The organism is Ruegeria sp. CG3 (assembly GCF_056537205.1).
The window spans coordinates 1,970,598-1,989,824 of record NZ_JBQFRC010000001.1 but is presented as its reverse complement, the minus strand read 5'-3'; the positions used below and the strand labels follow the sequence as shown (position 1 = coordinate 1,989,824).

Annotated in this window: 16 protein-coding genes; 4 read left to right on the top strand and 12 right to left on the bottom strand. The window is 61.5% G+C overall.

The genetic code is table 11. The features are described from left to right. The first annotated feature begins 43 nt into the window (after positions 1–43). Positions 44–1,186: an alpha-D-ribose 1-methylphosphonate 5-triphosphate diphosphatase gene (locus ACR0NB_RS09845; RefSeq protein WP_170357048.1), complete on the top strand. Its 1,143-nt coding sequence runs from the start codon at positions 44–46 to the stop codon at positions 1,184–1,186. Here ACR0NB_RS09845 and ACR0NB_RS09840 read toward each other — a convergent pair whose 3' ends face one another. Genes ACR0NB_RS09840 through ACR0NB_RS09810 form a run of 7 tightly spaced genes read right to left on the bottom strand, consistent with a single transcriptional unit; the run spans position 1,187 to position 7,685 of the window. After that, on the bottom strand, positions 1,187–1,663 hold the full coding sequence (locus ACR0NB_RS09840; protein ID WP_093964551.1) for a class I SAM-dependent methyltransferase: 477 nt from the start codon (positions 1,661–1,663) through the stop codon (positions 1,187–1,189). Between the two features lie 18 nt (positions 1,664–1,681). Next, positions 1,682–2,434: a polysaccharide deacetylase family protein gene (locus ACR0NB_RS09835; protein ID WP_480775525.1), complete on the bottom strand. Its 753-nt coding sequence runs from the start codon at positions 2,432–2,434 to the stop codon at positions 1,682–1,684. Beyond that, a complete protein-coding gene (locus ACR0NB_RS09830) occupies positions 2,431–3,573 on the bottom strand; it encodes a glycosyltransferase family protein (protein ID WP_480775524.1) in 1,143 nt (380 codons plus the stop codon). Before ACR0NB_RS09830 ends, ACR0NB_RS09835 begins: the two co-directional genes overlap by 4 nt. Then, positions 3,570–4,154, bottom strand: coding sequence for a histidine phosphatase family protein (locus tag ACR0NB_RS09825; RefSeq protein WP_480775523.1), 585 nt, complete (start codon positions 4,152–4,154; stop codon positions 3,570–3,572). The genes ACR0NB_RS09830 and ACR0NB_RS09825 overlap by 4 nt, the downstream gene beginning before the upstream one ends. After that, positions 4,151–5,227: a glycosyltransferase family 4 protein gene (locus tag ACR0NB_RS09820; RefSeq protein WP_480775522.1), complete on the bottom strand. Its 1,077-nt coding sequence runs from the start codon at positions 5,225–5,227 to the stop codon at positions 4,151–4,153. The genes ACR0NB_RS09825 and ACR0NB_RS09820 overlap by 4 nt, the downstream gene beginning before the upstream one ends. Then, positions 5,227–6,474: a glycosyltransferase family 4 protein gene (locus tag ACR0NB_RS09815; RefSeq protein ID WP_480775521.1), complete on the bottom strand. Its 1,248-nt coding sequence runs from the start codon at positions 6,472–6,474 to the stop codon at positions 5,227–5,229. The genes ACR0NB_RS09820 and ACR0NB_RS09815 overlap by 1 nt, the downstream gene beginning before the upstream one ends. Then, entirely contained in the window at positions 6,471–7,685 is a 1,215-nt protein-coding gene (locus tag ACR0NB_RS09810) for a glycosyltransferase family protein (protein ID WP_480775520.1), read from the bottom strand. The genes ACR0NB_RS09815 and ACR0NB_RS09810 overlap by 4 nt, the downstream gene beginning before the upstream one ends. Positions 7,686–8,058: 373 nt before the next feature. Here ACR0NB_RS09810 and ACR0NB_RS09805 point away from each other — a divergent pair, with 373 nt between their 5' ends. After that, a complete protein-coding gene (locus ACR0NB_RS09805; protein WP_480775636.1) occupies positions 8,059–10,431 on the top strand; it encodes a mechanosensitive ion channel domain-containing protein in 2,373 nt (790 codons plus the stop codon). A gap of 84 nt (positions 10,432–10,515) precedes the next feature. On the opposite strand, the gene ACR0NB_RS09800 is transcribed toward ACR0NB_RS09805, so the two are convergent. The 5 genes from ACR0NB_RS09800 to ACR0NB_RS09780 are packed head-to-tail and all read right to left on the bottom strand — an operon-like array spanning position 10,516 to position 17,733. Continuing rightward, on the bottom strand, positions 10,516–11,865 hold the full coding sequence (locus tag ACR0NB_RS09800) for a CoA transferase (protein ID WP_480775519.1): 1,350 nt from the start codon (positions 11,863–11,865) through the stop codon (positions 10,516–10,518). Next, positions 11,862–13,016: an ABC transporter permease gene (locus tag ACR0NB_RS09795; RefSeq protein WP_170357056.1), complete on the bottom strand. Its 1,155-nt coding sequence runs from the start codon at positions 13,014–13,016 to the stop codon at positions 11,862–11,864. The genes ACR0NB_RS09800 and ACR0NB_RS09795 overlap by 4 nt, the downstream gene beginning before the upstream one ends. Next, positions 13,013–14,041: an ABC transporter permease gene (locus ACR0NB_RS09790; protein WP_093964561.1), complete on the bottom strand. Its 1,029-nt coding sequence runs from the start codon at positions 14,039–14,041 to the stop codon at positions 13,013–13,015. The genes ACR0NB_RS09795 and ACR0NB_RS09790 overlap by 4 nt, the downstream gene beginning before the upstream one ends. Positions 14,042–14,054: 13 nt before the next feature. Beyond that, positions 14,055–15,968 (bottom strand): ABC transporter substrate-binding protein, encoded by a 1,914-nt coding sequence (locus ACR0NB_RS09785; protein ID WP_170369774.1) that lies wholly within the window; start codon positions 15,966–15,968, stop codon positions 14,055–14,057. Continuing rightward, a complete protein-coding gene (locus ACR0NB_RS09780; protein ID WP_480775518.1) occupies positions 15,961–17,733 on the bottom strand; it encodes an ABC transporter ATP-binding protein in 1,773 nt (590 codons plus the stop codon). The genes ACR0NB_RS09785 and ACR0NB_RS09780 overlap by 8 nt, the downstream gene beginning before the upstream one ends. Before the next feature lie 230 nt (positions 17,734–17,963). Here ACR0NB_RS09780 and ACR0NB_RS09775 point away from each other — a divergent pair, with 230 nt between their 5' ends. Both ACR0NB_RS09775 and ACR0NB_RS09770 read left to right on the top strand, forming a co-directional pair. Next, positions 17,964–18,461: a class I SAM-dependent methyltransferase gene (locus ACR0NB_RS09775; protein ID WP_480775517.1), complete on the top strand. Its 498-nt coding sequence runs from the start codon at positions 17,964–17,966 to the stop codon at positions 18,459–18,461. 92 nt (positions 18,462–18,553) lie between these two features. Continuing rightward, on the top strand, positions 18,554–19,183 hold the full coding sequence (locus tag ACR0NB_RS09770; RefSeq protein WP_480775516.1) for a glutathione S-transferase family protein: 630 nt from the start codon (positions 18,554–18,556) through the stop codon (positions 19,181–19,183). Positions 19,184–19,227 lie beyond the last annotated feature (44 nt).

The window sequence follows — 19,227 nt, the reverse complement described above, 5'->3', positions numbered from 1 at the left end:
CTGTTGCGTGGCCTCTCCTTACCTCAAACCACGTGAAAATCCGATGACAGATGAACTGACCCTTGCCAATGCGTTGCTTGTTCTGCCGGATGAGACCGTCCGGGGGTGTGTCCGTATCGTTGGCCAGACGATCGCTGACATAGACACCGGCGCGGCTGTTCCGAAAGGCGCGATTGACTGTGGTGGGGACTATGTGTCGCCCGGCCTGGTCGAGTTGCACACCGACAACCTGGAACGCCACATCCAGCCGCGGCCCAAGGTGGACTGGCCCCATGCCGCAGCCATTCTGGCGCATGACGCGGAACTGGCCAGCACCGGGATCACGACGGTCTTTGACGCCATGCGGGTGGGGTCGATCCCCTCCGGTGCTGGACGGTATCTGAAATACGCGCGCGGACTGTCGCGCGAGCTGTGGGAGTTGCGAGAGCAGGACGCACTCAAGATCAGCCACTTTCTGCATCTGCGCGCCGAAGTCTGTTCTGAGACGCTGGTCGAGGAATTGCAGGAATTCGGTCCAGAAGACCGGGTTGGCATCGTTTCGTTGATGGATCACACGCCCGGCCAGCGCCAGTTTAGGGACCTGTCCAAGTTCGAAGCCTATCTCAAAGGCAAGTACGCTATGGATGACGACATGTTCGCACGGCACGTCAACCAGTTGCGGGGGCTGAGGGACCGCAATGGAGACCGCCATGAGCAAGAGGCCGTGGACGCCGCGCGCCGCTTCGGAGCGGTTCTGGCCAGCCACGACGACACGACCGAGGCGCAAGTGGCGACATCCGCCCGTCATGGCATTCGGCTGGCCGAATTCCCAACGACGGTCGAGGCCGCACGGGCCTGTCACGTTCATGACATTCAGGTCATGATGGGCGCGCCAAACCTGATCCGGGGCGGGTCACATTCTGGGAATGTGGCAGCACGGGAACTGGCCGACTTGGGGTGTTTGGACATTCTGTCGTCGGACTATGTGCCGTCAGCCTTGCTGCTGTCAGCCGTTACTCTTGGGCGCATCTGGGATGACATGGCGCGTGGCATCGCCACTGTCACACGGGCTCCGGCACAGGCGGCGGGCCTTGCGGATCGCGGCGCTCTGAAACCGGGGCTGCGGGCAGACCTGATCCGTTTTCGAATGCGGGGCGACGTCCCGGCCCTGACCGCGGTCTGGTCGCGCGGGCAGCGCGTGGCTTGATCAGGCCAAGTAGAACAGATAGCGGTCCGGCGCGATGGAGTCCGGGCCGTTGATCTGCTCGAACCCTTCCAGCGGTTGGCCGGATATCAGCAACCCGCCTGGAACCATGACCGAGCCAATCAGCTTGCTGAGCCTCGCCGCTTCGGCCACGTCTTCGTGTTTGATCCCGCGACCGAAATCATAATGCGCCAATGCGATCCGCGGGCCATCTTCGGCCAGCTTCTTCAGCATCGGTTCAGCCTCGCCCTGCAGAAAATCTTCGGCCGGAGGGGTGCTGTCCGGGTGACATTGCAGAACCCGGTCCATGACCCAGATGCGCCGGTCGGGCAGGATCTCGCGCAGGTGGTCATAGGTGCGGCCGTTGCCCAAACCCATGTCCAGAACATCGCCTTTCAGCCCTTTGATCCGCGCCGCAGCCCAGTTCAGCCCGTCGCGCTGGGCGGTCAGGCGTCGCAGCATGGAATCCAGTCGGCTCATCAATGTCTCCTCGGGTAATCAGTGTGGTCCTGCGGACCAGACGCGTGTGGGGCCCGCCATGAGACAATCCAGAAGCGCCTCGGTAAAGTCCCAGATCTGTTGATCATGGACAAGATGATGGGTCAACACGCCAAAAGGTTCGGTTGGGTCGGCACGTTCCTCGCGGCGATCCTGCAGCATCGAGACGGTTTTGGCGATCAACGCATTCGGATCGGCCAACCCTCGCGTACCGCGCCAGTCGATCGGATCCAGATGGGTATTGACCTGAGTCAGGCCCGGCGCTGCTTCTACGTGCGTTCTGGGCGTGGCCGTGGACAGGAACCGATACCCGATCTCAGCAAGCTCTGCCGTCACTTCGGGCGCGATGCGATTCCAAGGGGGGACGAACATCGGGCACAGACTAGCACCGAAGAACTCCTGCAGACGCAGGAAGCCATGGCGTGCATCAGACACAATCGAGGCGAGCGGACGATGCAAGCGGAACTCGGACTTCTTTTCGCCTTTTGGTGCGTGGTTCTGGTGCGCCCAGCCGTGAACCACCGGAACCAAGCTGGGCTGGTCGGCAACCTGGTCGACCAGACCCTGACTGGCATCGCGTGGAATGATGGCCAGATGAACCGGCAGCCCGGTTCGGGATGACAGGCCCACCAAACGGTCCAATTGCCGGCTGGGCGCGATCGCGTCATCGTCCCGCCACCACAGTGGAAGCGTAAGCCCAGCCTCTCGCCACACCTGCAATTCGGATCGCAGCGGTGTCCAATCGGTTGTCATTGCCGAGCCTCCCAGAGTGAGGTGGCAATCTCTACCGACTTGCGGGCTCCGTCAAACCCGCCGTTCAATGGTTCGCGCGGGCCTTGATGCAGAACGCGGTCGACTGCTTGGGCCAATGCCTCTCCGGTCAGCTTCGCGCTGGGCAGCACGTCGACGGCCGGCAGGCGCGCGAGGCTCTTTGCCCTCAGGGTCTGCTCCACTTCCTTACCATCGTCGAATGGGATCAGAACGGCCGGGGTCGCGCATTGCAGCAAGTCCATGGCGGTGTTGTACCCGCACATGCTGACCGAGGCTGCGGCCAGCGGTAGCATCTGTCTGAAATCCGGACGTACGGGCTCCAGAATGACATTTTCGCCATTTGTCATATGCCTCAGTTCGGCAATCCGGTCTTCGGCATCCTGACCGCCGACCAGCAGGCGCCAGCGCCTGTTGGGCATCTTTTGGGCGGCCTCGATGGCCGCGCGAAAGATCGGTTGTCCGACCGATCCGCCGCCAGCGCTGACCAGGATTTCATTCGCTCCTTCCCCTTGTTCATGAGGGCCCGGCGCAGGCGGGGCAACAAAGCCCGTATAGAACATGCGCCCGGCCAAACTGTCTGTAACCGGCCAGCTGGCATCCAGCGGCGTGATTTCTGGGTCGGAATGAACCAGTACGCCGTCATAGAAACGCTCAGTGATTTCTTCGGTCCGCGCAGCTTTGGCGGGTTTCGACGGTGGCGCGAGGATGTCCCGGACCGAGCTCAGAACAACCGGTCTGTACGGCAGTGACCGCGCAGTGGACAACAGGCCCAGAAACTCGTCGGCCAGGCTTCGGCGCCCGAAGGGATAGAGTTCCGTTATCAGGACATCGGGGTTTACCCGTCGAACAGCCTCGGTCAGGGCAATAGCGCGGGAGTTCAGATAGGTCGCGTCTGCAATATTTCCGTCGGCCGTCAGCAATCGCGTGAAATCGGTACCATCCGAACGCAGCGGTGGCAGCGCCAGCAGGGAAACTCCATCCGTGTTCAGTTGAGGTGCAGGCATCCCGCCGGATGCGACGGTCACGTCGTGCCCGGCATCCGCAAAAGCCCGACCCAAGGTCAATGCGCGGCTGAGATGTCCGGTCCCCAGCAGATGGGTGACGATGATCATGGTCCTCATGACCGGGCCTCGCGCGGGATAAGCCGGACGGGCTCTGCCTCCGGTCGCATTTGCTCCAAATCGACCACGTAGAGACGATTGCGTTTGATGCGGAACGGCGCGGGGCCCTGGAACTCCCACCCCCAGGCAAGGGCCAGGATGACCCGCATGATTCCGATATGGCAGACGGCTACGTTGTCACCGGTCAGGCTGGACAGCCATGGCACAAGGCGGCGGCGAATGTCGGCCGGGCTTTCGCCGTTGGGGGGGCGAAATTCCCAGCTCCAATCCTCGATATGCCGGTATCCAGTGTTGGCATCTGCAATCAGGTCTTCCCCGCGTTGGCCTTCCCAGTCGCCCCAATTCATCTCGACCAAAGCGGCCGAGGTTGCGGGTTCGCGCCCGGCGACCAGCTGCGCAGTTTCGCTGGCGCGGGTCAGGGGGCTTGACCATAGTTCGGCCCGGTCCCAAGGGGCGGGCAAGTGATATCCGGCCAGTTCGGCCTTTGCCTGATCATCGAGGCTGATGTCGCTGCGCCCCTGAATGCGCCCTGCGCGGTTCCAGGCGGTATGACCGTGGCGCAGAAGGGCCAGACGTGTCATGACATTTCCCCTACCAGCGAAGAAACACCCGACCAGAACGTCCGTGTTGCGTTTGGCATCAAATGACGGCCGGCCACGTAGTCGCGCGCTTTTTGACCTTCGCTCCGACGCAGTTCGGGATCGGACAGCAGCCGGTCAACTCGCTCGGCCAGCGCGGCGGCGCCGTATTCTGGGGCAGGATGATCGGCAGGCGCCAGTACGTCGCGCACACCGGGACGATCCTGGGCGACAACAGGGACGCCCGCGGACTGCGCCTCGAGATAGGTCATCCCGTAGGCTTCGTTGACGCCCGGCCAAACCAACAGAGCAGCATCGGAGTAGATCGTTTCAAGGTCATCGCGGCTCAGCAGGCCCAGAAAACGGACACGTGTGCCGAAGGAGGACATCAAAGCCTCGACTTCCGGGCGGGCTGGCCCGTCGCCGGCGATGTTCAGCGTCCAATCCCCCTTCAGCAAAGCCAGCGTATCGGCCAGAATGCGGAAGGACTCCAGCTTGTCCCCGTAACGCATCATTCCCACCGTCAGCATCGGCCCCGCGCATCTAGAGGGTCGAGGCAGCTCCGATCGGGGCAGGAAGGGGGGGAGTTCAATCAATGACTGATCACCGAACCGCTCGCGTTCCAGTGTGATCAAGTCATTTGCTGTGTGGTAGAAGATCATCTGTGCGGCGTTGCAGGCATCGTGCGCAGCTTCGGCAAAGCCGGCCCAGGGCCCGGAAAGGCGCGACATGGCGCGGGTGCTCTCAAGCTGAACATAGGGTATTCCGCGCGCCCGGCAGACCGCCGGCCCCAAAAGGTCCGGAGCTTTGTAGTAGTTGTGATAGGTCACCCAGAGGCCTGTATCCGCAGGTAGTTCTGCGCTCAGTCGGGTGGCCTCGGTCGCGGCTTCGCGGTAGAGACGGTTCTGGAGGTCCAGGTCTCCGGTCTTGTCATAGATGCGCAGCCGCGAGACCAGATCAACGCGATGCCCATCGGCCCCGATTGCAGCCATCAGGTTACGAGCCATTTCGCGGTCGCCTGATGGTACCGGGCTGTCTGGGGCTTTCATCGGCGCATAGAAGGCGACCCGAACCATCAGGCACCCTCCGCGCACAAGGCTTTCAGGCGGCGGGACAGGCGTGCAATGCCGGGGTCCATGCGAAAATTCGCAAGCAAGCGGTCATAAGCCGCATCGGCCATGATTGCCGCTTTCTGCGGGTCGGCGGCCAGGGTGGAAATAGCGTCTGCAAGCGCCTTGGGTTCGTCATCGGACAAGATGCCGTGCACGTTGGTCTGGATGAATTCGGGAATGGCCGAGACCGGAGTGGACAGGATCGGTAGTTTTTGCGACGCGGCTTCCATCAGGACATTGGGCAGTCCGTCCCGGTCCCCGTCCGCGGCGATGCGGCTGGGCAGCACGAACAGATCCGCCTCGCGCATGGCCGCAATGACTTCGGGTTGATCGCAGGCGCCTTTCCAGGCGATGCGATCCTGTAGGCGCAGGTTTTCCGCCAGGCCGCGCAGGTTGTCCGACAAGGTGCCGCCGCCAATGTGGGTCCAGTGCCAGTCGATCTCTGGGGGGAGTATGGCCAAGGCGTGGATCAAGCGATCAAAGCCTTTCTTTTCTACCAGTCGTCCGACGGACAACATATGGAACCGTTCATCGACGGATCGCAGTTTTCGTACGGGCGGCTCAGGAAATCGCGTCAGGTCCAGCCCGTGATAGATCAGATCGACACGGGCGGGGTCATCGGCCAGATCGCGCAAGTGCCGCGCGCCGATCTCGGTGCAGGTTGCGCCGAACGCCGCTCCGAAGGTGTCAGCGTGAAGTTTTTCACGCTTTTCCCACTCGGGCGACGTCCAGATATCCTTGGCGTGAGCCGAAAAGCTCCACGGCAGGCCGCGCATGATTGCAGCATAGCGGGCAACCGAGGACGGGGTATGCAGGAAGTGGGCATACAGCGCGCGCGTGTCGCCGGGCAATTCCGCGGCCAGAACGCAAGCCTGTCCAAAGCGGCGGATCCGGTTGTGCGTGGGATCGCGACGCAGATCCTGTCGCCACACCCGGTAGGCCTGTGCGTAACCCGGAAGCGCCTGTGCGGTTCGTCTCGCCGCCCATACGCGTTGGGGTTCCTGGTACAGGTATTCGGGAAGATAATGCACCCGCCCCTGAAACCGGTCGTGCAGGGGGTGGCGCTTGGTGTCGGTCGGGTGGCGCAATGACCAGATGTCGAAGTCGTGGCCGGCATCCTGCAAAGCAACCAATTCCTGAGCGATGAACGTCTCGGACAGGCGCGGCCAACCCTTGACCAACACCGCCAGTCGCGGCTCTGCGTCGGTCATCCGGTCGCTCGTTCCTGTTCCACGCTCAGCAGGGCCTCGACCCGATCAGAGACATAGTCCAAGCCATCCAGCAAACCGGCCCGGATCGCCTGCGAGGGAAGGGGTTGCTGCTGCAGGTTGCGGATGGCCGTGATCATCGCATCGGCCGTCAACCCATCGCGGGTTTCGTCCAGCATCCGCACAAGACCCAGTTCCTCGGCGCGCGAGGCGCGAATCCACTGTTCCAGCCGCGGGGTGGTTCGCGGGACGATCACCGCGCGTTTGTCAAAGGAGAGCACCTCACAAAACGTGTTGTATCCGCCCATGCAGACCACACCCGCCGCGCCGGCGAACAGGGTTTCGATCTGGGATTCGAACCCGACCGCCGTCACACGACCGTTCAGGGCCGCCACGCGGGCCTCGAATTCTTCGCGCAACTCACCGGACAGGAAAGGGCCATAGACGAGCAGGGCTCGGGGGGACAGATCAGGGTCTTTTTCATATGCGGATAGGACAAGGTTGACCATTGCCTTCCCGTCGCCACCGCCTCCGGGCGTGATAAGGATATAGGGCTGCTCAGGAGGTTCGCCGACAGGGCCGAGATCGCGGCGCAGATAGCCGGTCCAATGAATCCGCGCCTGCGCCGACGGGCTGAGCGGCAATCCTTCTGTCGGGTCATAAACCGACCGCAGGCCGTAGACCCAGATTTCGTGATAGTATTTCTCGGTCGCGGCGACGGCGTCCTTTCGGGCCCATTCCGCCGCCAGAACCTCGGGTTCGTCCAGAACGTCGCGAAGGCCCAGTACCAGTTTGGCGCGCCCGGATTGATGCAGCTGTTCAAGGGTAGGAAGCAGTTCGCCCCGGAAGCCGGTCGGCTCCTTGTCGACGACGACGACGTCTGGGTCGAATTGGCGCATGGTGGTCTGGATCAGTCCCGAACGCAGCTCGGTGACCTCGTCAATCCCCATTCCGATCGTGCGCGCGGCATACGAACCATCGGCCCGCTTGGTCACGCCCGGCAGGCGTACATGGTCCACGCGCCGCGGAAAAGTGAAGCGCCCGGCAACGGGCGAGCCCGTCAGGATCAGCGCCGAAGCCCGCGGGTTCGCCCGCGTCATTGCCGCAGCCAACGCTCGGGAGCGTCTGAGATGACCCAGTCCGAACGTATCGTGACTGTAGAACATTATGCGCGGAGCGCGACCGGTCTGTTTGTCGTCGATGCCTAGGCTCATGCCCTCGCTCGTATCTTTGTTACGGTGCAGTTTCCGCGCGTTTCGCACCAGTTATCTTATATTTTTTGACGCCGCCTGCCAAAGGGTCTGTGTCAAAGCCGCAAATGCGTCAATCATTGCGATTTGGCAACAGCCATTGCGCAAGTCACCAATAACGCTAAGCCTGCAACATTCCCCGAAGTTGGCAAAGCCAGGATTTGCCGGATGCTGCCTGCTCTTATAGGAATTCCATAGGGTTGGAAACATCCTGCCTTTGGGCTTGCGCCAAAAACACGGTCCTACACGATGTCGGGAAGCAGCGAGTGGATCGTTTGATCAAGGCCGGTGCGTTCTATAGGCTGTCGTGCAGCAAGAGATCAGGATGCAAGACCTTATGAAACCGAACTTTCTTGTCCGTGTACTGTTCCTGACGTGGACAATCGCTCTGGCCTTCGCGACCGGTGCGGCGGCGCAGACCTCGCTGATCCCGGGGTATCCCGGGGCGTCCGGTGAAACAGAGGCCCCGCAGGACAACGATGTCGCGGCCGCGATCCGCGCCGCGACCGAGGCGGGCGCCAGCGTGATCGTCATTGACAGCGCCGGGCAGGTCGTATCCTCGGTCGGGCAGGCTGGTGGTCAGCCCGAGGACGTCGCACATGATCCGATGGCGGAAAGTTCGCAGTTGATGAAGGCGCAGGAGCGCTTTGCCAAGTTCAGCGAAGCCGTGCGATCCCGCCTTGAGGCGTTGCCCTATTCGATCTTCGAGGTGCGCTACATCCTCGAGCAAACCAGTCCTGATGGCCGGATTTTCACCTATGTCGAGGTGCTGGGATGGAACATACTGTTCCTGATGGTTGGCCGATGGCTGTCGATCGAGCTGTACGGCAAGCGCTTTGCCCGACGGTGGGTCGTCGCCCGGATCAAGGAAAACCCGCAGGGGTATCGGGAAAAGATGCCGTTCCTTGTGTTCCGGTTTCTGATGGGTATCGGGGCCACGGTGTTTGCAATGCTGATGGCTCTGATCGTTGGGTATCTGTTTTTTGGCGAGGCCGAAGATATCTCGATCCAGTTCACCGTCACGGCGATTTTCACGGCGTTTTTCCTGTCACGTACGGTTTCCGACCTGTGGCGGATGGTACTGTCGCCGTATCTCAGCCAGTACAGGCTGCCGCCGTTCTCGGATCGTGACGCCAAGCGGCTGTACATCTGGGCATCGGCGCTGGCGACCTATGATATTACCGCTGTTCTGTTTTCCACTTGGGTGGCGGATTTCGGGCTGAACTACAACGTCTACGCGATGGTTTATGGCGGACTGACCCTGATCGGGATGGTCGGAAACATCCTGATGATCCTGTTCAATGCCCGGGCCATTTCGAACGCCATCCGAGGCGGCCGTCAGCCGGACCAGGTGTCTTGGTTGCTGCGGTTCGTGTCATTTGGCTGGGCCCCGGCCCTGATCGTGTATCTGGTCTTCAGCTGGTTCAAGCTGGCGGTGGATCTGGTGCTCGAGACCGAGGACTCGCTGCCGATCGTCGCAAGCAGCTACATGATCTTCATGTCGGTCGTCATCGCATATGGCGCCATGAACTATCTGCTCGAGCGGTACTTCGATCGCAACCGGCAGATCGAGGCTCTGAATGCCGAACTCGATTCCGATGAGGAGGCCGTTCGCACCTCGGAGACGCCCGAGGCGGAGAAGCGCAAGCACACATTGGTGACCTACGAAGATCTTGCGCGGCGTGTCGCGGGCATCCTGGCCTTTGTCGTCGGCATCTATGCGCTGGTCGTCATCTGGAATCCCGAAGCCAGCTGGAGCGAGGATTTGCCCATTGGCAGGGCGCTGGATGTGATGGTGATCCTGTTCATCGGCTACATCCTGTTCCACTTCTTCCGGATCTGGATCGACACCAAGATCGCTGAAGAAACCGATGATGGAGCCGCCGAAGCCGAGTTGGGTGACGAGGGCGGAGAGGGCGGTCAAAGCCGCCTTGCCACGCTGCTGCCTCTGTTCAGGGGCGCCATACTGGCCGTGGTGGTCGTGACCATCGCGCTGATCGTTCTGATGGAACTGGGAATAAATGTCAGCCCGCTGTTTGCAGGCGCCGGCGTTGTCGGTCTGGCCGTGGGCTTTGGCTCGCAAACCCTGGTGCGGGACATTTTCTCGGGCGCGTTCTTCCTGCTGGATGACGCGTTCCGCAAGGGAGAATACATCGACATCGGAGATGTCAAAGGTACGGTCGAAAAAATCTCGGTCCGGTCTTTCCAGCTGCGCCACCATCTGGGGGCCCTGAACACGATCCCGTTTGGTGAAATCAAGGTTCTGACCAACTACTCGCGCGACTGGGTGATCATGAAACTGCCTCTGCGCGTGACCTATGACACGGACGTCGAGAAGGTCCGTAAACTGATCAAGAAGCTGGGACAGGAGTTGCTGGAGGACCCGGTGATCGGGGACAACTTCATCCAGCCGCTCAAGTCGCAGGGCGTTATCGAGATGCAGGATTCCGCGATGATCATCCGGGTGAAGTTTATGACCAAGCCGGGCGACCAGTGGCTGGTGCGCAAAAAGGTGTACCAAGAAATCCGCGAGTTGTTCGCGCGCGAAGGCATCAAGTTTGCCCACCGCGAAGTCACGGTACGACTGGCCGATGGCAAGGAGCCCGAAGACCTGTCTCCGAAACAACGCGAGGCGGTCACCGGCGCGGTGCAAGCCGCGATTGACGAGGATTATCTGGACGATATCGGCCCCGGTGGAGACGACCGCTAGGGCGCTCCCGCCCCTTTGACCTGCGGCGCAGGTGTGCCGCCGTTCCAAGCGTTGGGCAGGGCCGCGCGGCGGTCGGGCCTTTGTTCAGGTGGTTTGCCACGTTGGATCGGACGTGCCGAGCCGGGATGCCGGGATCGGCCAGTGCATCCGTGCCTCACCGACGCTCAGCGCGGGTTTCAGCCGTTTGCCGGGGCCCCAGCCGGACTCTTCCGATCGGGATGCGTAGTCCCCGGGTTCGGCAGCGGTGATCGGGTCGCCTGTCTCGGATTTCGCGAGGCTGGCCAGCAATTCGGCGGTGCGCGCCAGCGACAGGCGCCCATCCATGATCGAATGCCCCGAAGCCGCTTCTGTCAGGGCCGAGAGGACAGCGGCGGCCATCAAATAGCCGGTGGCATGGTCAAGTGCTTGAACTGGCAACGGGGTGGGTTTGTCGGCTCCGGCCCAAACGCGACCGGCGTCAGCGATCCCCGCGCTCATCTGGACGAGGCTGTCAAATCCGCGACGGGTGGCCCAAGGCCCCTGCCAACCATAGGCATCCAGCGTAACCTCGACCCGGTTTGGAGCGACCGTATCGCGCACCTCTTTGGTCAGGCCCAGAGCATCCAGCGCACCGGGGCGGTAGCCATGGACAAAGACATCCGCTTGCGCGAGCAGCTCTTGCAGCTTTTCCAGGCCAGCGGGTGGCTTGAGGTCCAGATACGCGCAGCGCTTGCCGAGCGAGATATCGGGGATCACGCCCGGCTCATCCCAACCCGGTGGGTCGATGCGCAGCACTTCGGCTCCGAACCCGGCCAGCGTGCGGGTGGAAACCGGGCCGGCCAGCACGCGCGTCATGTCGAGAACCCGAAGCCCGGCCAAAGGCCGATCCGCGCGCGCCTGAGGCCTGTCGCGCAGCGTGATCCGGCGTGGGCCGTGCCAGCCGATCAACGGATCCCGCGTCACGGCGCGGCCTTGAGGGTGGTCAAGCCACTCGGCCCGGCTGCGCATGGCGGCGGCAACACCACCCTGCGCCACGATATCCGTTTCAAGGTTCGAGACCGACCAGCTCTTGATGGCCTGCGTCACCGCCGCACGATTCCCCTCGGTCGCCAAAACCTTGAGGGCCGCTTCCCTATGGTGGGGGAGGTTGGTGTGCAACCTGATCCAGCCATCGGCCCCCCGATAGTCGCCCGCGATCGGATCCCAGAGGCTTGGCATATCCCAGCCTTCGGGCTTGAACGAGTATCCGAACCACAGCGACGCAAGGCGGTGATCGACCATTGCCTTGGGTGGGAGCGAGACAAGATTGGTGGCCTGCATGAACCGTCCAAGCTCGTGGCCCACGGCAGCAAAGCTGGCTGTTGCCAGCTCGGATACGGCAAAGGCGCTGGGAAGCGCACCGGAACCGGCGACCCGATAGGCCTCGGACGGTGGAAGCGAAGCCAGCAGGCTCATTGCTGATAGGGGTCCAGACTGTCGCGCAGCCCGTCACCCAGGAAATTGAAGGCTAGCACCACCACGATGATCGGTAGCATCGGGATGGCCGTCCACGGATAGATCTCGATCGAGGCGAGGTTTTGCGCGTCGTTCAGCATCACGCCCCAGCTGACCGCCGGTGCCCGCAGGCCGAGGCCAAGGAAGCTGAGTGCCGTTTCCCCCAGAATCATGGCGGGGATCGACAGCGTGGCCGAGGCAATCAGGTGTGACATGAAGTTCGGCAACAGGTGCTTGCGGATCACCCGGCCGGAACTGGCACCCATCATCTCGGCGGCGCGCACATATTCTTCTTCGCGCAGCGACAGGAATTTGGCGCGCACGGATCGGGCCAGCCCTGGCCAGTCGAGGATGCCGAGGATGATCGAGATGATGAAGAACACCGCAACCGGCGACCAGTTCGACGGAACTGCGGCCGATAGTGCCAGCCACAGGGGGAGTTCGGGCAAAGACCGCAGGATTTCGATCACGCGGTTGATGACCCAGTCGATCCGCCCGCCGAAATAGCCGGCCAGCGACCCGAACAGGATGCCAAGGAAGAACGAGACCGAAATGCCGATCAGGCCCACGGTCAGCGACAGCTGCGCGCCATAGAGGATGCGGCTGAAGATATCGCGGCCCAGCCGGTCCGAACCCCAGAGGAACAGTGTCGTGCCTTCCGGGGCGCAGAACAGATGCGTGTTTGACCGGATGAGCCCGGCCAGCTTGTACTCGGATGCCTCGCAGAAGAACCGCACGGGTCGCGGATCCTCGGTGTCAGGGACGAATTTCCATTGGAACGTCTCGAGGTCGGCCTCGGCAACGATCGGGTAGACGAACGGCCCAATGAACTCGCCCTGGTGGAACCAGTTCACCGATTGGGGCGGTGCGTAGAGATGTTCGCCATTTCGTTCGTTCGGGCCATAAGGCGCGATGAACCCTGCAAACGGGAGCATCAGATAGCACAGCAGCAGAAAAATGCCCGATATCAGACCCAGCCGGTGTGTCTTGAACTTGCGCCAGACCAGAACCCAATTCGGGGCGTCCAGATCCCTGCGCTCCAATTGCTGCAAAGATGCTTCGGGATCAAACGGGGCGTCGTCGACAAAGCGACCGTCGGGAAGTTTGCTCATGCTTCGCGCCCCTCGTACCGGATACGCGGGTCAAGCATGACCAGCAGAATGTCGGAGATCATGGTGCCGATCAGCGTCAGCAGCGCCACGAACATCAGAATGAAGGCTGACAGGAACTGGTCCTGTGTCTTAAGCGCCGTCAGCAACGTGGGGCCGATGGTCTGCAAACCCAGCACCACCGAAACCAGAACCGATCCCGACACCATCGAGGGCAGCAGGTTGCCGATGTCGGCCACGAAGGGGTTGAAGGCGACGCGCAGCGGGTACTTGGTCAGCATCCGCGACGGCGACATGCCCTTGGCTATAGCGGTTTCAACATATGGCTTGCCCAATTCGTCCAGCATGTTGGCGCGCAGGCGCTGCATCATGGCCGAGGCGCCCGAGGTGCCGATCACGAATGTGGGCACGATCAGATGAACCAGGATGGACTTCATCTTGTCCCAGCTCATGGGTTGCCCCTCATACACCGGGTCCATCAATCCGCCGATGGGCAAATCGAGGTAGCGGTGCCCGTAATAAAACAGGATGAGCGCCAGCAGAAAGTTGGGCGTCGCCAATCCCAGATACCCCACGAAGGCGGTCGAATAGTCCACCCAGGTCCGCGATTTGGCCGCCGCCATAACGCCCAGAGGCAAGGCCACGGCATAGACGAACAGGATCGCGGCAAGGTTCACGACCACGGTCAGCCACAGCGTGTCCCCGACGATGTCGGCAACCGGACGATCGAATTCGAAGGACCAGCCGTAGTTGCCCTGCAGCAACCCCTCAAACCCATGAGGGCCGGGAAAGAAGCCGACCCAGATCAGGTATTGTTCCCACATTGGGCGGTCCAGAGCGTATTCCTTTCGCAGGAATTCCGCCTTGGCCACACCGGCCGACTGCCCCGAAGCCTGCAGCTCGGCAATCTGATTGCTGAGATAATCTCCTGGCGGCAGGTTGATGATCACGAAGATCAGCATCGATACCACCAACAGGGTCAGCAGCATCGTGAAAAAGCGATACACCGCGTAGCGGAGCATGATCATCTATCCGCTCCTGTCAGTCGGCGAAAAAGAATTCGTCTGGGCGGTGCACTCCGAAATGCGCGCCGGGTTCCCAGGCCCACATGGCCTGTTCGGGAACATTGCGCAGACGGTTTGAAACCACGATCGGCTGGGGCGCGCCGTTCAGAATTCCGATGCCATAGATCTGGTCGGCGTGTATCTTCAACATCTCCTCCCAGACCGCCCGGCGTTCATCCTCGGTTTTTGCAAGTTCCCAGATGTGGTTCAACTCCAGCAAACGCTGGGCTTCGGGCAGATCGGGCGGCTCGCCGGCTTCGCCGCCGGTTTGATAGTGCTGCCCCCATTTTGGCCAGGCCAGAAACACCTGGTCGGTCGGGGCCAGGTAAACCGGTGATGTATGCAGCTGCGGGATGCCATCATCCCAGCCATACCAGACCGAAGCCATCGTATTGCCGGCAAAAACACGGTTGCGCAGGATGTCGCGGTCAAGCGGACGCATGACCAGTTTCACCCCGATTTCCCGCCACGTATCAGTCACGATCTGCAGCGCGTTCTCGACCTCTTGGCGTTCCCCGGCCGTCTCGATCACCAGTTCCATGGGGCGGCCGTCCGGCAACAGGCGTATGCCGTTCTTGTCGCGCTGCGTCAGCCCGACCTCGTCCAGCAGGGCGTTGGCCTGTGCGACGTCGTATTGCGCCCAGGCCTGCGCATTCTCTTCACTGTAGAAGGGCGAGGCAGGCAAAACGGACATGGCGGCCGGATGCGCCAGTTTGAAATACAGCGCCTGGTTGATGGTCTGACGGTCGATGGCCAGCGAAAGAGCGCGACGGACACGGACATCGCGCAGCACATTGCGCCAGACCTCGTCTTCGAAATTCAGGTTGGGGTAGATCGCGATCTGTGACGCAACACCGGTTTTCCAGAGTAGCGTCTTGTAATTTCCGTTGGCTTCGCCCTTTTTCAGGATCGAGGCATCCCGAAAATCAAGCCCACGACCCTGCAGGTCGGTCTCACCGGCATTGGCCTTGGCCGCCACTAGGCCGGGAGCCACGATCTCCATCTCGACCACGTCGATGTATGGCAGTTGCAAACCCTTCGAGTCGATGCGGTGGTAATAGGGGTTGCGGACGAAATTGTGCCGGATCTTCTTGCCCGAGCTCGCGTTCAGCCACGGCTGCAGAGTGGGCAGTTCGTGATTGTCGTACTTGTAGAGGTTATCCAGCTTGTTGTGCAGGGCGGCCCAGCTCTTGACACGTGCGTCACTGACCTCGAAGTCCAGCTTTTCCTTGTCGGCATATTTCTCATGATAACGCTTCAGGAACGCAGCAGGGCGGTAGATGAATGGTGGTCGCGCCTGCGCCAGTGAGGCCAGAAAGTTCGGGTTCGGGTCGTCCCATTCGTAGATCACCGTCGTTTCGTCCGGGAACGTGACAGTGGGGAGTTTGCCCTCAACCCGCAGGAAATCTGGGGGGCCGGACGGGCTGAGGAGCTCGTTGTTGGCCACGTCTTCCCACCAGTATCGGAAGTCTTCCGAGGTGAAAGGTGTGCCGTCCGACCATTTGTGCCCCTTGCGCAGGTGCAGAGTGTACTTGCGGTTTTCTTCGTTGTCGTAAGACGCCAGCAGATCGGGGACCAGATTGTACTGGGCATCGAAGCCCACCAGTCGGGCGTAGCCATAGACCACCATCTGCCGGATATCCTTGGACCGGGTGACCATCGTGCGCAGGGTTCCGCCCTGTTTGCCGAATTCGCGCCCTTTCGAAGACAGGTCGACGATCAGCGGTTCCTGCGGGATGCGATCTTGCACCGGGGGCAGGTTTCCGATGTCCACCTCGGCTTTCCAGAACGTGCTTTCCTGCAGGTCGGGAAGGGTGTCGGCCCAGGCGGGCAGCGCCGCGCCCAGCGTCAGCGCGGCGGCCAGAAACTTGAATCGAGTGGTCTTAAACATGGCAACGTACCTTATGGCCGGGCTCCATTTCCACGAGTGAAGGTATCATGGTGTCAGAGAATCTAAAGGCGTCATCCCAACTGTCCGGAGACCCGGCGCCAAGGGCGACCAGCTTCAGATCGATGGGACGATTGATATCGGGTTCGGGTTGTGCGGCAATCAGAGCCTTGGTGTAGGGGTGGCGCGGGTTGTAGAACAACGTCTCGGGTGGAGCCTGTTCGACGACCAGCCCCTGGCGCATGACCGCGACCTCGTCCGCGATACGGGCGACCACGGCCAGATCGTGAGAAATGAAAAGATAGGACAGGTTCAGACTGTCCTGCAGTCTTTCCAGAAGGGTCAGGATTTGCTCTTGGACCGAAACGTCCAAAGCCGATGTCGGCTCGTCGCAGACGATCAGGGACGGATCCAGCATCATCGCACGGGCGATTGACAGGCGTTGGCGTTGACCGCCGGAGAAAGCGTGGGGGTAGCGCTTGAGCATCCCGGCGTTCAATCCCACGCGTTCGAGCATCTCAGCGGCCTTGTCGCGGCGCTCGGCCGTCGTACCGATATTGTGGATCTCCAGCGGTTCGGTCATCGCATCCTGAATGCGCATGCGCGGGCTCAGAGAACTGTAGGGATCCTGAAACACCATCTGAGCCTTGCGCTGAAACGCCGTGCGCTCCTCGCGGGTCATCTGGTGGACGCGTATCGGGTCCTCGCCCGGCGCGGCGCGAAAAAGCACTTCGCCGCCCGGGTCTGGCAACTCGGCCCCCAGCGCGATCCGGGCCGCGGTGGTCTTGCCCGATCCGCTTTCGCCGACTACGGCCAACGTCTTGCCGCGGGCCAGTTTCAGGTCGACGCCCCGGCAGGCATAAATCAGCTTGTCCGCTTTCCAACCGCGCGACGACCGCATCGTGTAGGTCTTGCACACATCCTTCATGTCGAGGATCAGATCCTCGTCCGGCATCGGAATTCCCACCGCTTCCTTGTCCGGGATCTCGGGGGCCGCATCAAACAGCTGGCGGGTATAGGGATGGGCCGGAGCATTCAGGATCAGCTCGGCCGAACCCGCCTCCATCACCCGGCCTTTGTGCATGACGACGACCTGTTCGGCCATATTGGCGACCACGCCCAGGTCATGCGTCACCAAAACCAGCGCCATGCCAGTTTCTTTCTGCAAATCCTTGATCAGGCCCAGCACCTGAGCCTGGGTCGTCACATCCAGCGCAGTTGTCGGTTCGTCGGCAATCAGCAATTCCGGTTTGGACACCATCGCCATCGCAATCATCGCGCGTTGGCGCATCCCGCCTGAAAGTTCGAAAGGATACGAGTCATAGGCACGCGCCGGATCGGGAAAGCCCACGCGTTCGAACTGCGACAGCACTTCCTTGCGGGCCTCAGACTCGGAGGCACCCCGATGCAGCCACAGAACTTCGCTGACCTGATTGCCGATCTTGTGCAACGGAGACAGCGACCGCATAGGTTCTTGAAAGATCATCGAAATTCGATTGCCGCGGATGCCACGCATCTCACGTTCGGAAATTTCGGACAGCGCGACGCTGCCCTTGGAAGTGTTCAGCTGCATTACGCCGCTGCGGATCTGGGCTGTCCTGGGCAGAATGCGCAGCACCGCCCGGCAAGAGATCGTCTTGCCCGACCCGGATTCCCCGACCAATGCCAGCGTTTGCCCGGCCTCGACATCGAAATTCACATCTCTGACGACGGGCTCCCCGGCGCCGAAACCGATGGTCAGATCTCGGACAGACAACAAGGCCGTCATTCGGGCTTTCCACCCGTGTGGCCACCGCGTGACATTGGTTTTGAACTCCCTGGTTTTTTGTCGCAGTTTCGCGCGCTTGGGGGCGACTAGTCAAATACCTTCTTGGGCTGAAATGTCGCGGAAACGTGACGAACAGTGCATTGTGCCTACACAAAGTCTTGAGTTTTTGTCATCAAAGCCGCGATTGACCATGATTGGTGGTCGTTAAGGTATCAGGGAGATATTTCGCAATGTCTGACGCGCAAAGCCGACTGGATCTGTTCATTGATCGCATGGTCTCGCAGCGGGCATGTCTGGATTTCGCGATTGCCGACACGGCCAACTTGGCCGGTCCGGTGTTCGAACTGGGTCTGGGAAACGGGCGTACCTATCATCACATGATGAACCGGGTCCGAAACCGACCCGTCTATGTGTTCGAGCGCGCTGTGGCCTCGCACCCCGATTCCACTCCGCCTGAAGATCGCCTGATCCTGGGCGACGTGCGCGAGACTCTGCCCGCCGCGCTTGATCGGTTCGGCGCAACAGCCAGCGTGATTCATGCCGATCTGGGCGGTCACAACCGCGAAAAGAACGACGCTTTCGCCCGCTTTGTGTCACCCCTGATCGAACCGCTGCTGGCCAAGGGCGGGCTGATGGTCTCGAGCGACCGGATGTATTTCGAAATGCTGACGGAACAACCCCTTCCCGAAGACGCGGTTCCGGGTCGCTGCTTCATCTATCGGCGCTGAGCGGCGTTCCGCAGGGTCACTTTGCACGGGGACTCGATCCCGGCACGGCGGGCGGTCTAACCTTCGCGTGACGCTCACGCAAAGGACCGCCCATGCTGTTTTACGATTGCTCGACCGCCCCGAACCCGCGCCGCGCCCGCATGTTTATCGCCGAAAAGGGGCTGCAGATCGAAACCCGCGACATCTCGATCGCCAACGGCGAGCAAATGAGCGAGGCGTTTCGAAAGGTGAACCCCCGCGCCACCATTCCGGTTCTGGTTACCGACGAGGGGACCGTTCTGACCGAGAACCTCGGCATCGCCGCCTATCTCGAGGCGCGCTTCCCCGAGCCCCCGTTGATGGGGCGGACACCGGACGAGAAAGGGCTGGTGCTGATGTGGAACGCGATCGTCGAACAGCAGGGCGGGGCGCCCATCGCCGACGCGCTGCGCAACACGCATCCGGCCTTCAAGGAGCGCGCCATTCCCGGCCCGCAGAACCACGCGCAGATCCCGGAACTGGCCGAACGTGGCATCGCGCGCGTCGGAGCGTTCTTCGACCTGCTCGAAGAGCGCCTGCAAGACAGCCCCTTCATCGCGGGCGAGGCGTTCTCGCTGGCCGATATCTCGACCTTCGTGTTCGTGGATTTCGCCCGCGTCATCAAGATGCGCATCCCCGAGGGCAACACGGCAACCCGAGCCTGGTTCGACAGCGTGCAGGCGCGGCCCAGCGCCAGCGCCTGACAGCACTGTACAGAAATGTCTAGACAGAAGTGAACAGTGCCCCT

What these genes read in the sequence shown, in the direction of transcription:
- ACR0NB_RS09775 (WP_480775517.1), top strand. Translation starts at nt 17,964, where the DNA reads ATGTCTGACGCGCAAAGCCGACTGGATCTGTTCATTGATCGCATGGTC.
- ACR0NB_RS09805 (WP_480775636.1), top strand. Translation starts at nt 8,059, where the DNA reads ATGAAACCGAACTTTCTTGTCCGTGTACTGTTCCTGACGTGGACAATC.
- ACR0NB_RS09835 (WP_480775525.1), bottom strand. Translation starts at nt 2,434, where the DNA reads ATGACAACCGATTGGACACCGCTGCGATCCGAATTGCAGGTGTGGCGA.
- ACR0NB_RS09790 (WP_093964561.1), bottom strand. Translation starts at nt 14,041, where the DNA reads ATGATCATGCTCCGCTACGCGGTGTATCGCTTTTTCACGATGCTGCTG.
- ACR0NB_RS09780 (WP_480775518.1), bottom strand. Translation starts at nt 17,733, where the DNA reads ATGACGGCCTTGTTGTCTGTCCGAGATCTGACCATCGGTTTCGGCGCC.
- ACR0NB_RS09810 (WP_480775520.1), bottom strand. Translation starts at nt 7,685, where the DNA reads ATGAGCCTAGGCATCGACGACAAACAGACCGGTCGCGCTCCGCGCATA.
- ACR0NB_RS09800 (WP_480775519.1), bottom strand. Translation starts at nt 11,865, where the DNA reads ATGAGCCTGCTGGCTTCGCTTCCACCGTCCGAGGCCTATCGGGTCGCC.
- ACR0NB_RS09785 (WP_170369774.1), bottom strand. Translation starts at nt 15,968, where the DNA reads ATGTTTAAGACCACTCGATTCAAGTTTCTGGCCGCCGCGCTGACGCTG.
- ACR0NB_RS09845 (WP_170357048.1), top strand. Translation starts at nt 44, where the DNA reads ATGACAGATGAACTGACCCTTGCCAATGCGTTGCTTGTTCTGCCGGAT.
- ACR0NB_RS09825 (WP_480775523.1), bottom strand. Translation starts at nt 4,154, where the DNA reads ATGACACGTCTGGCCCTTCTGCGCCACGGTCATACCGCCTGGAACCGC.
- ACR0NB_RS09830 (WP_480775524.1), bottom strand. Translation starts at nt 3,573, where the DNA reads ATGAGGACCATGATCATCGTCACCCATCTGCTGGGGACCGGACATCTC.
- ACR0NB_RS09815 (WP_480775521.1), bottom strand. Translation starts at nt 6,474, where the DNA reads ATGACCGACGCAGAGCCGCGACTGGCGGTGTTGGTCAAGGGTTGGCCG.
- ACR0NB_RS09820 (WP_480775522.1), bottom strand. Translation starts at nt 5,227, where the DNA reads ATGGTTCGGGTCGCCTTCTATGCGCCGATGAAAGCCCCAGACAGCCCG.
- ACR0NB_RS09770 (WP_480775516.1), top strand. Translation starts at nt 18,554, where the DNA reads ATGCTGTTTTACGATTGCTCGACCGCCCCGAACCCGCGCCGCGCCCGC.
- ACR0NB_RS09795 (WP_170357056.1), bottom strand. Translation starts at nt 13,016, where the DNA reads ATGAGCAAACTTCCCGACGGTCGCTTTGTCGACGACGCCCCGTTTGAT.
- ACR0NB_RS09840 (WP_093964551.1), bottom strand. Translation starts at nt 1,663, where the DNA reads ATGAGCCGACTGGATTCCATGCTGCGACGCCTGACCGCCCAGCGCGAC.